Raw genomic sequence first — 13,846 nt, 5'->3', positions numbered from 1 at the left:
TCAAAAAATTGGGTTGAGTCTAGGCATCATTTGCTATTACATGTATTCCGTTTCCGGCATCTTCCGCCATTGCATTAGCTAATATTCTTCTTGAGTCTTCAGAAAAATACGTAGCGATAAATGGGAAAAAGAAACCGATGAATCCACCACCTTTTACGCCAAGTTTACCAATATTTTTGATATTCTGCATTTTTATGCTGGGAAGTTCTTTGGCTAAATTCGGTAAGTTTCGGGGACGTACTCTTCCTAAGCCGTCTTTTGCTGTGGCAACCAGAGATTCTGAATATTTGCCGTTACGGATATTTTCTACAATAGCCTTTCCTTCAGATGTTTTCCATACTTCACGGGAATCTACACCTTCTAAAGCTGTCAAATCTTTAGATAAAGCTGTCCCTTGTTTTATTTCAATCAGGTTTTTTTGCCAATCCTGGACATACCATTTTCCGTTAAAGAAAATAGGGGTTTTACCGTCTCTGCTTGCCAATCCTCCTTTTTCATTAAGTTCCAGAATATCCGGGCTGGCAAGATCTGAAGGAGTTATTCCCGTCACATTTTTTGGAAAATCCTTTAGGTATCCGGGAACTCTGCTGTTTTCATCTGCTTCTTTATTCATATCCTGATAATGGCTATTATCTTCCAATGAGTTGCTTCTGATGATTTCTCTTTCCCAGTAACTTCCTTCGTTCATTACTGCCATGGTTCCACCCATCCACAATAGCGTCTTACCGATTCCCATTTCTACTCCTGCAATAACGATCCCAGCTCCTCCGAAGAAAGAAGCAGCGGCATTGAGAACAATTTCCTTTCCATTATTACTCTCGATCTGCTGTGCGTATTTCTTGGCCACAGAATAGCTGAATATGGGGCTTAATAGTCCTCCGGTATCACAAACCAGTATAGAGTTCTGGGTGATGGCCATAAATTGATCAAATTTTACTTTTTCATGTTCAATTTTCCAGTTTCCTTTTCCTAAAGATTCAGTACATAAGTGGTTTATTTTCGTTGCATGATATGCTGCTGCTGCTCCACATGCCAGAACACCTACTCCCACTGCTAATGCAGCCCAGCCAATAGGTCCGGATAACACAAGCAGTGCACCAACAATAAGGCCTGCTCCAAAGCAAAGAAATCCCCACATGGCATTTTTAGGACTTTTACAGGGAAATTCTTTATTGATATTTCGATCTTCTTTTGTTAATAAGGGCCGGGTTTTATCAGATCCATAGAAAACAGTAATGGGTTCTCTTGTAGGAATTAATTGTCTTGGTTCTGAATCGGTTTGAAATGTACACACTGTGTAAACATCTTTGGGTATATAGGAAGCACTCATAATGTTACATTTTATTGATTAACACATCCTGTAAATAGTGAATTTATCTTTTAAATTTTCAGAGTTTATATGTCTTAATTATATTGTGAATACCAATAAACATTCTGAAGACTTTTCTTTTCTGTTTTTGAAAAATGGAGTTCTTTCTGAGCTGATATCAGAAATTTTTTAAGTTCGTTTCCTTTCTCTTCTTCGTATTTGTTTTTGTATTCAACATCATTTAAGTAAATGTCTGTCTTATTTTTCAAGCGGAATCTGAAGTATATTTTTGAGCTTTGCAATGACGGTGCTTTGGTTTCATAATCATAAGCATAAAATCCTTCAATATCTGTCTTGGAATATTTTTCAGGAGTCTGGTTTCCCTTCTGGATATAAAAATAGTTTTCATCAAACCAGATTTTCAACTTCACAGAAATTGCTTTCAGGATCAGATAACAGCTTCCAAAATAAAAAAGGAAAAAAAACATAACGAAAGAAAGTCTGAATACTCCTTTGAAGAGAACATAATACAATGCTCCATAGAAAACCAGGCATGGGATAATAACCAGAAGTGTTCTGGCAATATGATAAGGCAAAACGTTATTGAATGTAAACACTTTATTTTCGGCCATACTTAAAAATTACTTTTAATATTCAATTTGTTTTAGATCAAACTGGGTAACAAACTGATAATTATTTTTTACTTCTTCTTTCATTAATGCTGATGCATTGATGATAGTTCCTGTTTTTTTATCGACCATTCTTCTGATTCTATAATCATAATTATATTCACTGAAACCATATTCAATAATAGGTTTGTAGAATTTGTTGTATTGTTCTTCCAGCACAGCATTATCTATTTTATCTTTTAAAAGTGTCCCCACAGTTCTGAATTCTATAAAGTAATCATCTTCTTTTATAATGGTATGCTGCAATTCCAGTTCAATAGGAACATTGACAAATATCTGTGAAATAAACTTTAAAACATCATTTTGCTTTCTCTTTTTACGGGCATCAAAATCATTAAACAAGACATGATAAAGAAGAGACTTGTCATAGGTTTTTCTCAGATTGGCTTCGTTCTCAAATTCCAGTCCGCCACCTTTGATGATATCTTCAGCAGCTTTGGAGTTAATTTTCTCCACCTGTCTGTAAAATTCCGAAGCTTTTAATTTGGGTTTAAAAAGTTCCCATTTTTCTTTTATCTGGGGAAAATTTTCTACTCCTTTTATGGTATGGTCATCATTTAAATTGAAAATTACATCTTCTTTATCAAATTCCAGTTCTTTGACAGCTTCTATAGCAAGAGCCATATTTTCGGGATTTATTTTATATAAATATTCCTTAAGCTTTACTTTAGCTTTAGTATTGGCTGCATCTTTTTCAACAACATATTCTTTTTTGGTATTGCAATGAAATGTGATTCTATCTTCAACCTTTGTAGTATTGAACTGTTCGCATCTGTATCTTGCTTTTTGGGGAAATTTCCTGTCTTCTATTGCCTTATTGATTTCTTCACCTGTTTTCTTTTCTAAAAAAAGATATTGCAGATGAATAGGCAGTTTTTCTCCAATAATAAAATTTGTGGTTCCACAATAGAGGTTATGAAAATTGATCAATTCTTTAACGGATGTCCCTTGTTTCTCTGCAAGAGATTCCAGGGTATCTCCTTTTTTAATCTCGTATTTTATAAAATCCATTCTGTTAATTGATATCTACCTGTGATCCTGTTATTTTTGTCAAGCCTTTAAAATTAGCTGTTGCACCGCCTCCGTTGATGTCGATTTCATCACTTTTAATAGAAACCTTCGTTCCGGTAATGATAATCTCACTGTTACCTACTTTAATGGTAATTTTCTGGGCTCCGGTTAAATCAATCACTCCGGCATTATCCATTGTAAATACACTCTGGTCTTTACCTACTGAGACTTTATGGGTATTGCCTACGTCTGAAATATGATCGCAGCCTACTTCCAGTTTTTTATTGTTTCCAATCTTATCTGTTTTATCATTACCAACAGTTTTAGTGCTGTTGTTATTGGCATTATGTATAACATTTCCGGATCCGTCAAAAAACATATTTGCACCACCCTGATCTTTAAGATTCATCGATCCGGCTCCGTTATCATACTTTAATTCTGCACCACTTCTACCGCTAAAGCTCATTATATTATTTCCAGCTCCGCCACCGGCTCCTATACTACCATGAAACATTCCTCCCATTACGAAAGGACGGTCAGGATGCTGATGTACAAAATTGACAATTACCTGGTCTCCAACTTCAGGAACTGACATAAAGCCTCTATTTTTATTGACCTTATCACTGCTTCCTGCATCCGGAGACATTACACGGATAAATTCTGTACTGTCCGGCCCGTTTTGCCAGTCAAACTGTACCTGAACTCTTCCCTGATTCATAGAATCTGTATTGGAAATTACTTTTGCAAACTGAGCCTCAGCTCTCGGAGTTTCGAATTCAGGCCGTGGTATAAAACCTGTGTCTGCGGCAATTGCTTCAAATTTACCGTCATAGTAACCTCTTGCATCTACTTCATGGGTTACTTCGATAATCATCAGCTTGGTAAAATAGGAAGTTTCATTTGTTGAAGATTTCCGCATTTCAATATCTGCTGTACATCCCGGATATAAAAACGGAAAAGTAGTTGTCCCCGATGTAATAAATACTTCCGAGGCTTTACTTCCTGCTGTTCCTTTCTGTGAGGCATCAATGTCCATAAAAGAGGTTGCTTTTATTGGGGCTACTCTCAAAGAAGGTGTGGTGAAGATCTTTTCAGATATTTCGTAGGCTCTTCTTGCAATATCTGAAGTATGGCTGATTTTCGAACTTCCAGTGGTCAGTTTTTCATTTTTACTGCTGTTATAGCCATAAAATGTAGGGTTGACATGCTGTGCCTTCATTTTGACAGCAATATCACTTACGCTGCTTCCATAGGTAAGTTTAACAGGTTTTTCCTGAGGTGGAAGTTTTCCAAAATGTAATACTTCACCATCATAATAAAACTGCTCACCATAAGCCTCAGCTATTCTCGCAAGATAATTATAATGAGTTTCTTCGTATTGTGAACTGTAGGCCACATTTCCGTGCTGAGCATCTATTCTGAAGTCGAATTTATTTTGTCCCAGCCCTTCACGGATCACCTGGTCGGCAATACTATTCAGGCTGACAGGCTGTCCACCTCCAAAACTCTGAATATGGGGAGCCGCATCTAAAAGTACTGTCGGGCTAAAACCTTTAAGAACGATATTTCCAAGGCTTCCCTTTTCCTGGCTGAAACCTACTTCTGTAATGACTCCTACAAAATTACGTTCAGCGCCTTTTTCTACATCTTTATATTTAAATACAACAGTAATTCTTTTTCCTAAAAAGCTTTGGGCCTCTTCAAGATTGTGATTTTCTGCATTGCCAAGGGCATCATGAGCCAACATCAGGTTGAATTCATGATGTTTTGCAGCACTCTGGGTAAGTTTGAAATGCTTAAAATGTTTGATAATTTGTCCTTCAATAACCACATCCAGCTTTACCACACGATTGATTCCTGCAATAAAACTTTGAGCAATAGCTTCAGCATTGTGTATTTTTGAAGTTGGCTGTTTCGCCCACACTTTATTATCAACAATAGAAGGATTGTTCGGTACAAAAGTCTGGTTCATAAACATATCAGCACCTTGAGCAACATTTAAACTTTGCTGTCCTGCTTTTGCTACCTTTTTTACTTTTTCATCTGCCTTATTCAATTTTCCTTCTGCTTTTTTGGTAACATTCTCCTGCACTGTATTTTTCAACTGTTGTTTGCCCGCGTTTATCTCGTTTTTCGGGTTTGCTACTTTAATTTTTTTATCATCCTGAAACATAGCGTTTTGTATTTAAGTTAAATCGTAAATAAACTGCTGATACTTACAGCATAGAAAGTGTGAGATTGATAAATCATTTGTGCATCTATCATTTTCCTTTTGAAAAATGATTTTCGAAATTCTTTTAAACGGAAAAACAGAACAGTATACCCGAATGAGCGTACTGTTCTGTACCAATTTTATTTTTACTAAGATGATGAATAGGCTTATTTACCTGCTGAAGGCCATAATCCTGCGTACTGAGAAGTACCGTAGTCAATGGTTTCAGCGCTGATTACGAAGCTGATGAGCATACTGTTGCTGTCTATTGCGTCGAAGTCTACTTCGTGCTGGATTACGTATCCGTTTTCCCATTTCAAAGTAATCAGTGTTCCCTCTTCGTGAGATTTGTTGAAAGTGATTTCCCCTACTGTTGGCTTGTATTTACCGTTTAACAAGCTTTCAAGGATGTCTGATTTTTCAGTAGCTTCTACTGTTACTTTGATCAATGCATTAGAAGGATCTGATGCTACACGTCCTGAAACGTCTGTAGATCTGGAAACACTGTAATTCATTTTTAACAGCTTCTGTCCTTCTCCGTTGTTGAATTTTAAGATTCCTCTTGAATTTCTTTCGGCCATGATTAGTAAATTTAATCGTTAGTAATATTTTGTGATTTGGTGATTGTGTTAGCAAATATAGAGGCTCTTTTTCGCTAAAAAAAACTTTTGAATATAAATCTGAAAATTTGTAGTAGTTCTACGATTTCTTGTAGTAATTCTACGACAATTGATTTAAGAACACCAACCAAAAGCCTATCAATAAAAGGTTTTAATTGATTGAAAATTAACACCAAAAACAATAATTTTCCACATCAGTGAGAAATATTAAGATTTTCTTAATAAAATATTAGGATGTTTTTAACAGATTATCCAATAAAAAAGCAACCGTTTTATGGGTTGCTTTTTTATTGTTATCGGATATTATTTTACTGTTGAGCCTTTCCACCTTCTTTTATGGAACGAACCAATATTTTGTTTTTTCTCAGCAGAAAATCAGGCATCAGATCCACAGGAAGATAGAATGGACTTTCTCCTTTTTTCTGGAGTTCTTCTACGATTCCCGGATTCCAGGCAAGGATTTTGTCTACTTCTACGTTCAATTCTGCAGCAACAACGTTCAGATTGAATCCGGCATTGATCTCTGTTTCTGAAAGCGCAGCAGCAGTTTCTTTACGATCTCCCTCAAAGAAAATCTTGTTGAGCCTTGCAGAATTATAATTATTCAATACACTCTGAAGTTCTCCTGTTGCATAGCATGCATTAAGATATTTCTTCACATGATTAATGGTTTCTCCCGGAAGGTATTTATAAAACACATGATATTGAGTAGAGCCAGCAGCTTCCATTGCTTTGGCAATATTTCCTTCACCACAATTATAGGCTGCAACCACGGTCACCCAATTATTGTACTTTTTATAAAGATTACTTAAGGAAATGGTAGCGGTTTTAGTACTTTTATAAATGTCAGTACGTCCTTGCTCTGTAAGCCCGTATTGGTTGGCATGTGCAGTCATAAACTGCCAGATTCCTACTGCTCCGGCACCTGAGGTAATATTTCTGTCAAAATGGGATTCAATCAGGGCCAGATTTCTCAAATGCTTGGGAAGGCCTTTCTGAAGGAGTAATTGTTCAATAAATTCTACAAGATCCTTATTGGCATTAATGATACCTTTATACTTTTTCACACTGCTTTCAGAGGTATCGGAAGCGGCAAGAAACTGTCCGTTGATCATGATAACGGATCCTAATAATAGAAAACCTGTAAAGATATTTCTGACAATTGTTTTCATTTTAATTTTATTTATAAGCTAAAAGGCAAAAGTGGGTAACAAATTTGCCTTTTTACTTTATACTTAATCTACTTTCCAGCTTAATTTTTCTTCGTCTTTATTCCAATCTACATGAATAGTCTGGCCGGATTTCACTTCTTCTCTCACAATCATTTTAGAGATTGGTCTTGCAAGCTGAGCACGGATGACCCCTGAGATCTGTCTTGCACCATACTTACTGCTAAACCCTACTAATGCAAGGTTTTTCACAGCTTCATCGGTAATTTTCAAAGCAATTCCCAATCTTGTTAATGAAGTATGAAGTGATTTCAGCTGAATATTAAAGATTCTTTCTGCAATAGATTCTGTGATCGGTGCAAAAGGAATAATTTCTGTAATTCTTGCCAGGAACTCAGGTCTGAATCGTCCGGAGTTTGACATAATCTGCATGAGTGAAGATGATTCCGGAATTTTTCCTTCTTCAAACTGTTTTACAATTTCTTCACTTCCGATATTGGAGGTAAACAGGATCAATGCATTGCTGAAATCTCCTTCTTTACCTAATTTATCATGAACTTTCCCTTCATCCATAATCTGAAGGAATACATCAAAAACAGAATGGTGGGCTTTTTCAATCTCATCAAATAACACAACAGTATATGGCTGTTGTCTGATTTTATTAACAAGCATTCCTCCTTCTTCATATCCTACATATCCCGGAGGCGCTCCGTATAGCAACGCTGCGGAATGTTCTTCTTTAAATTCCGACATATCAAAGCGTACCATTGCCTTTTCATCGTTGAAAAGTAATTCTGCCATTGATTTTGCCAGCTCTGTTTTACCAGTTCCGGTAGGTCCAAGAAGGAAGAACGATCCGATAGGCTGTCCCGGTTTGTTCAATCCGCTTCGGTTTTCAACAATAGCATCGGAAAGGATTTTTAGTGCATGATCCTGTCCTACAACCCTGTTCAATAGAAGGGATTCCATATTCAGGAGTTTTTCTTTTTCCTGAGCCTGGATTTTCCCGATTGGAATATTGGTTTTAGCGGCCATTACAGCTGCCAGCTCCAATCTGTCTACTTTTTCTCTTTTCTTAGCTGCATGCTGCAAAAGTTCTGCGTAAGTATCTTCAATGATTTTCTGAATCTGATCTACCGGCATAGAGTTGTCGATGGAAGGCTGCTCGCTGAGTGATCCCCACAAAATTGGGCTTATTTTGTCTCTTAGCAGGTTATATGTCCAGATCAGTTCATCAGCTTTATCTTTGCTGTCTGTATATTCTTCCTTCAGAATTACATCATAGCTTTCTTTCCAGCTATCCAGTTCTTTTTCTGATAATTCATCAAGCATTTTGATCGCAGCCATTGTTCTGTCTAATAAATCAATAGCGGCATCCGGTAATTTTTTACCTTTTGCATATCTTTTTGCCAGACGTACACATTCCGGAAGGGCTGTTTTTTCCACTTCAATACCGTGGTGCTTTTTGTATCCTTCAAGGAGTACATCGATCATTTTGACGCATGTTTTCTCATCCGGTTCAAGAACGGTTAACACCTCAAAACGACGGTTGAAAGCCTGTTCCGGCTCTATAATTTTTCTGTATTCTTCCTGCGTAGTAGCTCCGATTACGGTAATTTCGCCTCTGGCAAGCTCAGGTTTCAAGAGATTGGCAACGTTTCCGATGCTTCCTTTCGGATCTAAAAGGGTGTGGATTTCATCAATGAAAAGAATGGCTTTTTCAATTTTCTTACATTCATTGATGACTTTTTTCAGGCGGTCTTCAATTTCCCCTTTATAAGAAGTTCCGGCTAATAATGCTCCGGTGTCCAGTTCTAAAAGGGTACCGTTTTTAAGCATTTCAGGAACATTTCCTTTAATAATTTCTGTAGCAAAGCCTTCTACCAAAGCTGTTTTTCCTACTCCTGGCTCCCCGATGATGATCACATTCGGTTTGCTTCTTCGGCAAAGGATTTCCACCAGCATTCTGAGTTCTTTGTCCCTGCCGATGATATTTTCTATTTCTCCTTTTCTTGCCTGCGCCGTTCTGTCTACACAATAGCTTTTAATGGAAGGAAAGGAAGAGTCTGAATAGTCTGAACCATTTGAAAATAATGATGAGAAGTTCCCATCTTCTGAAACGGTAAACGGAGTATCTTTTCTGTATAGATTAAAGATCTCATGTTCTCTCAACGGAAGTGACTTTAACTGCTGAAGAGAGAATACAACCTGTGGTTTTACAATGGCTGTCAGGATACAGATAGGAGTAATCTCATCCAATCCTAATTTTAAACGGATATCATCAGCTTCTTCAATAAGGGTATCCACTGCATTATCCTGTCCTACTTCATCGGGAAGATGGCTGGTTTTCGGATATTCTTCGATACGGACATCTGCCCATTCATAGAAATAGCCCGGATCTTTATCTATGCTTTTCAGGAATTCATTAAGTCCGATATCTTTATGCATTAAAGCCTGCAGGATGTGCGGGCCACCATAAGTTCCATTATAATTTTCCTTCGCTATCGACTGAGCAATGTGAAATAGTTGCTTTACTGTTTCGTTGGTTACTAGTACTCCCATTTATAATTTTCTTATATTAATATATTGGCGTTCTGTTGTGCTTACGATTTGATTATTTTAAAGTATATTTTTCATCTCTTTTTTCAAAGAATTAAAACTTATTCTTTTTGTGCAGCTAAAATTAGCTATTTTATTCTAAACGATATAAAGATAGTTAATTCTTCAATTAGAGAAGTAACAACGGTGCTTTTTGTTTTTAATCGTAGTTCTGATGGTGACATATTACTTTTCTGGATCTCTTTCCGGCCAAAATAGAAAAAGATTAACCTATTAACGGCTCACAAACGGAACCACTTTTTTCTCAAGTTCTGTACCTGATTGACCATCTAAAACAACTTTTTGAATATCTCCATCCGGGATAAGGTATTCTATTACCCAAACTTTTTTACCATCAAGAACATCCTTTCTAACCCGGGTATAAAACCCAGAATCATGATATCCTTTCGGAAGCGCGATTTTATTCTTTTCACAATACTTCACTACCTTTTCAGGAGTAAAACTATATCCTTCATCTGTATATTCTTCCTTAGTAAGCTTACCTGATTTATCAAAATGATATAATATTCCGACGGGTGAGCCCGTGTTAAATGCCAATGATTTATTTTTTATGTACCCATTTTTATAATAGAATTTATCTGATTTATAAAAAGAATTCTCATAGTAAATACTTAATTTATATCCACCTTCAGAAGTAGAAAAGATTTCTTTTCTTCCTTCTGGAGTTTCAATACATCTGTCATCATCTTTTTTCTTAGAATTCTGTATGGTAATCTTTTCAAATTCATTACTAATTTTTGGAATCATTGTCTTTTGTAATTCCTGCGATTGAAATTGAGTAAAAAAAACTAACCCAGCTAATATTATTATTTTATTCATAATATTCTTTTTGTACATTGATTGTTTTTCAATAATACAGCGTATATGTTAATGACATTCAAAATGTAATTCCCACTGTTAGTTCATAACTAAAAAAATCAATTGTTTATAAATTCTGACTCTCTTCTTGAAATTACTTTACCGGAAATACCATCCAAAATTATATTTTCAACACGATTCGACTTCTTTAACCATTCTATTTCCCAAATAGGTTTTTCATTTTCTATTCTTCTTGAAATTATAGTATGAAAACCTGTACTTTTTAATACCGGACCTTTTGTAATGGGAATAGCTTCTTTTTCACAGAATTTTAAAATATCTTCAAATGTATATTTGTAAGGCTTATCACAATCAATCTCTTTAATCAGCTTCCCATTTTCATCAAAACCATACCAAATTCCTTTTTGAAAAGGAGCTCCCCAAGGAACATTAAACATGATACCTTTATCTTTTATATTTCCACTGATGTAATAAGATTTAGATATCATAAAATAGGAATCTTTATATGATTCGGTATAATATTTACCAGAGTTTGCCATACTCATTTCAATATAGTTTCCATTGGGCAGAAACTCTCTTACAACATCAGTTTCTTTTTTTGTTGATTTACTAAATTTATCTATATCAAACTTTTCAAATTTGTTACTAATTTTAGGGATCATTGTCTTTTGTAATTCCTGAGATTGAAATTGAGTAAAAAGACCCAACCCAACTAATATTATTATTTTATTCACAATATTTTTTATAGGTTATTGTTTTTTTACATTGGGAAAAATAAAAGTATAACAGTAAAAAAAACTTTTAATTTCATAATTTAAAAGCTACTTAACTTCATCAAAAAAAAGCTGGTTATACTTTTCTATCGTTTTATCATCTGAAATATTATTAGCTTTATAAAAATCGTTTTTTGGCATCAATGTTTTCATAAATCCATGATGCTTAACCACATCTGATTCTCTTCCGATATAAATAACGTTTATACTATTATTTTCTTCATTCAAATAAATATGATTAATATGATCATTTGCATTTCTCATTACATTTTCAAATTTCAATATATTAACTAATGAATCTTTATAAGAAACATAAAGTTCATAGGTAGCACCTGCTTCCGTTTCTGCATTTATGTCATATTCTTTTCCTAAAAACAATAATGTATTTTCAGTTTTTGCTCCTCTATCATCTATCTTTATGATATTAATTTTAGTATTCTTCAATATATCTTCTTTTCCAAATACTTTAAATGTTTGTTCATTCATTTTTGTACAAGCTACAGTAGTTATTAATAATAATTGTAAGAAAACCTTAACGATGGTTATTGAAAATCCCTTGATGTGTTGATTTAATAAGTTTTCCATTTTTATAGCAATTCATATTGTTAGCTTTTAAATACCTTACCATACCAGCTGTTCTTTTTTCATCAAGACTTATTACTAAACTAAATGCTCTAGTAATCTGTTCATAAAAGTATTAGTAAAAGTCCAACTTGCTTGTTTCTAAGCCCTTATCCTAAGTAATTTCTTTGTGTGATTTTTTTTAAAATATCTAACCCTGAAGGATAGAATTAACAAACAGTTTACATGTATTAATATTTTAAGATTTCATTATTATATAATAACTCTTCTTACCTATCAGAAAAATATTCTTTTTGGAGAGAGTCTTTTATTTTTTCATGAATAGGCAAATTTTTTACATCATCAATAGATAATTTGACTTCATTATGGAAGATACTTTCACCATCGAATCCCAAATAAATACTTTTACCATTAATTGAATTCATATATTTTTCGGTTTTAAATGAATTTATTTGGACACCCTCCAATTTCTGACAATTTATCCCTCCATAGCTATAAATATTCTTTTTATCTCTAATATAATTACCACTTAATAATTTGACTTCTGGAGACACTAAATCTAATATTATATATGGAGAATTATTATTTCTCGAAGTAGAGTTATAATAAATATTATTTACATCCTTGTATAAAATATTCTTTTCCACTTCCTGATAACTTGCTGTTTTTATAATAGCATCAGTACTCCATAAAGAATTTGTTTTTAAAGAAAAGATAGAATCCTGTAAAATTAATCCTTTATTTTTTGTCATTATCTTTTCATTAGTTCCCGCATATTGTATAGTATAATCTGATGAAATATTCACTTTACCATTATACATATATAGATTTAATTTTAGTTTTCTAATATTATTACTGTTATTAATTTCCTTTAATTGTGTATCATAATAATTGATCTGTTTTTGTCCATCACATGAAAGCATAATTAATAAAAACAAAATACTATATCCTATTTTTTTTGTATTTTCCATATTCCAAATTTTGTTGATGCTGTTTTATCTCTGGTTAAACTTGCTGCTCCAGACCAATTATTAACATTCATCTCTAACAACTTATCATCTATCAAAGAAAAATTTTGATAATCTCCTCTATCTCTTAATTGATCATATATTTTAAATTTCATATCACATGGATTTGAAGCATTTACAACAAGCAGCAATACATGATAACCATTTAAAATTGTAAAATAAAATACGTGATAACCAATTTTACTACCAATTGCATTTTTCAAATAATTTGATATTACATTTTGTTTTCCAGTATTATATTCCTTTGGTTGGTAATTACCTCCACCCTTAAAAGTACTTTGTTCAAAAATTTGAAAATTCTTAACAAAACCATAATCTTTAATTTGATCTATTCTTGTATAAGCATTATAAACATTTGCTTTATTATTTGAAGTTTCAGTTATAAAGTTTTTATTGTCCAATAATAACTTCCCTAATTGTTTGTCAGCAGCGATTATACATGCTGTATGTCGAGAAATAGAAATCTTATTTTCCTCAACTAATCTTTCCACATCTTTTTCAGAAAATACGTCTTTATAATCAACACATTTTATTTTAATCGTATTTAACGTCTTTCCTTCCACTTTTACCGTAATAAGAGTTTCACCAAGCTTTTTGCCCGTCACTTTTGTCTTTATTACCCATTCATTTTCAACACTCCAATAAGAAGTAGATAATGATATATTTGAATTATTAAGTTCAAATTTCAGATCACGCTTCTTATCATCATTTTTCCCACCTACCTTAAATCTAATTTCTCTTGTTTCATTCAAGCTAATGTTATACTCTACTATTCTTGTACATTCAAAATTTACAGAGGTAGGAAATATTTCTCTCGTGACTTTAAACCAAGTATTATAACTAACCCCTGCCATCTGCTTTTATTTTTTTTGCGCTATTGAACTCCAGATTATCTTCGATTGCATCGAATATCATTTTTTTACTGGTACTCATGTGAATTCTCCCAGCTAAAACAGCGTCCTTATTTTGAGTAATAATTTTAATATTCGAAGCTTTTCTTATAATTGCCATAGAC

Annotated in this window: 13 protein-coding genes; all 13 read right to left on the bottom strand. The window is 33.9% G+C overall.

What is annotated here, in order from left to right; genetic code table 11:
• Window positions 1-19: 19 nt before the first annotated feature.
• The 13 genes from PZ898_RS21305 to PZ898_RS21245 all read right to left on the bottom strand — a co-directional run bounded on the left by PZ898_RS21305 (window position 20) and on the right by PZ898_RS21245 (window position 13,842).
• A complete protein-coding gene (locus PZ898_RS21305) occupies window positions 20-1,330 on the bottom strand; it encodes a hypothetical protein (RefSeq protein WP_062675328.1) in 1,311 nt (436 codons plus the stop codon).
• Window positions 1,331-1,404: 74 nt separating this feature from the next.
• On the bottom strand, window positions 1,405-1,941 hold the full coding sequence (locus PZ898_RS21300; protein ID WP_062675329.1) for a hypothetical protein: 537 nt from the start codon (window positions 1,939-1,941) through the stop codon (window positions 1,405-1,407).
• 15 nt (window positions 1,942-1,956) lie between these two features.
• Window positions 1,957-3,009, bottom strand: a complete 1,053-nt coding sequence (locus PZ898_RS21295) for a LysM peptidoglycan-binding domain-containing protein (RefSeq protein ID WP_062675330.1) — start codon at window positions 3,007-3,009, stop codon at window positions 1,957-1,959.
• A gap of 4 nt (window positions 3,010-3,013) precedes the next feature.
• Complete coding sequence (locus PZ898_RS21290) at window positions 3,014-5,182, bottom strand: phage baseplate assembly protein V (protein ID WP_277694185.1); 2,169 nt, start codon at window positions 5,180-5,182, stop codon at window positions 3,014-3,016.
• Window positions 5,183-5,388: 206 nt separating this feature from the next.
• Window positions 5,389-5,802: a type VI secretion system tube protein TssD gene (gene tssD / locus PZ898_RS21285; RefSeq protein ID WP_062675331.1), complete on the bottom strand. Its 414-nt coding sequence runs from the start codon at window positions 5,800-5,802 to the stop codon at window positions 5,389-5,391.
• Between the two features lie 347 nt (window positions 5,803-6,149).
• Window positions 6,150-7,013 (bottom strand): lytic transglycosylase domain-containing protein, encoded by an 864-nt coding sequence (locus tag PZ898_RS21280; RefSeq protein ID WP_216445188.1) that lies wholly within the window; start codon window positions 7,011-7,013, stop codon window positions 6,150-6,152.
• Window positions 7,014-7,076: 63 nt separating this feature from the next.
• Entirely contained in the window at window positions 7,077-9,572 is a 2,496-nt protein-coding gene (locus PZ898_RS21275) for an ATP-dependent Clp protease ATP-binding subunit (protein ID WP_277694184.1), read from the bottom strand.
• A gap of 270 nt (window positions 9,573-9,842) precedes the next feature.
• A complete protein-coding gene (locus PZ898_RS21270) occupies window positions 9,843-10,448 on the bottom strand; it encodes a hypothetical protein (protein WP_216445190.1) in 606 nt (201 codons plus the stop codon).
• Window positions 10,449-10,546: 98 nt separating this feature from the next.
• Window positions 10,547-11,182 (bottom strand): hypothetical protein, encoded by a 636-nt coding sequence (locus tag PZ898_RS21265; protein ID WP_277694183.1) that lies wholly within the window; start codon window positions 11,180-11,182, stop codon window positions 10,547-10,549.
• A gap of 87 nt (window positions 11,183-11,269) precedes the next feature.
• A complete protein-coding gene (locus PZ898_RS21260) occupies window positions 11,270-11,806 on the bottom strand; it encodes a hypothetical protein (RefSeq protein WP_277694182.1) in 537 nt (178 codons plus the stop codon).
• Window positions 11,807-12,072: 266 nt separating this feature from the next.
• Window positions 12,073-12,774, bottom strand: coding sequence for a DKNYY domain-containing protein (locus PZ898_RS21255; RefSeq protein WP_062675336.1), 702 nt, complete (start codon window positions 12,772-12,774; stop codon window positions 12,073-12,075).
• A complete protein-coding gene (locus PZ898_RS21250) occupies window positions 12,753-13,685 on the bottom strand; it encodes a hypothetical protein (protein ID WP_062675337.1) in 933 nt (310 codons plus the stop codon). The genes PZ898_RS21255 and PZ898_RS21250 overlap by 22 nt, the downstream gene beginning before the upstream one ends.
• Window positions 13,672-13,842: a hypothetical protein gene (locus PZ898_RS21245; protein ID WP_157885782.1), complete on the bottom strand. Its 171-nt coding sequence runs from the start codon at window positions 13,840-13,842 to the stop codon at window positions 13,672-13,674. Before PZ898_RS21245 ends, PZ898_RS21250 begins: the two co-directional genes overlap by 14 nt.
• Window positions 13,843-13,846 lie beyond the last annotated feature (4 nt).

Source organism: Chryseobacterium sp. WX, assembly GCF_029542485.1.
GTDB classification, from domain to species: Bacteria; Bacteroidota; Bacteroidia; order Flavobacteriales; family Weeksellaceae; genus Chryseobacterium; species Chryseobacterium cucumeris.
Note: the sequence above shows the minus strand (reverse complement) of the source record. Positions and strands in the feature narration are given on the sequence as shown.

What these genes read in the sequence shown, in the direction of transcription:
- PZ898_RS21305 (WP_062675328.1), bottom strand. Translation starts at nt 1,330, where the DNA reads ATGAGTGCTTCCTATATACCCAAAGATGTTTACACAGTGTGTACATTT.
- PZ898_RS21300 (WP_062675329.1), bottom strand. Translation starts at nt 1,941, where the DNA reads ATGGCCGAAAATAAAGTGTTTACATTCAATAACGTTTTGCCTTATCAT.
- PZ898_RS21295 (WP_062675330.1), bottom strand. Translation starts at nt 3,009, where the DNA reads ATGGATTTTATAAAATACGAGATTAAAAAAGGAGATACCCTGGAATCT.
- PZ898_RS21290 (WP_277694185.1), bottom strand. Translation starts at nt 5,182, where the DNA reads ATGTTTCAGGATGATAAAAAAATTAAAGTAGCAAACCCGAAAAACGAG.
- tssD (WP_062675331.1), bottom strand. Translation starts at nt 5,802, where the DNA reads ATGGCCGAAAGAAATTCAAGAGGAATCTTAAAATTCAACAACGGAGAA.
- PZ898_RS21280 (WP_216445188.1), bottom strand. Translation starts at nt 7,013, where the DNA reads ATGAAAACAATTGTCAGAAATATCTTTACAGGTTTTCTATTATTAGGA.
- PZ898_RS21275 (WP_277694184.1), bottom strand. Translation starts at nt 9,572, where the DNA reads ATGGGAGTACTAGTAACCAACGAAACAGTAAAGCAACTATTTCACATT.
- PZ898_RS21270 (WP_216445190.1), bottom strand. Translation starts at nt 10,448, where the DNA reads ATGAATAAAATAATAATATTAGCTGGGTTAGTTTTTTTTACTCAATTT.
- PZ898_RS21260 (WP_277694182.1), bottom strand. Translation starts at nt 11,806, where the DNA reads ATGGAAAACTTATTAAATCAACACATCAAGGGATTTTCAATAACCATC.
- PZ898_RS21255 (WP_062675336.1), bottom strand. Translation starts at nt 12,774, where the DNA reads ATGGAAAATACAAAAAAAATAGGATATAGTATTTTGTTTTTATTAATT.
- PZ898_RS21250 (WP_062675337.1), bottom strand. Translation starts at nt 13,685, where the DNA reads ATGGCAGGGGTTAGTTATAATACTTGGTTTAAAGTCACGAGAGAAATA.
- PZ898_RS21245 (WP_157885782.1), bottom strand. Translation starts at nt 13,842, where the DNA reads ATGGCAATTATAAGAAAAGCTTCGAATATTAAAATTATTACTCAAAAT.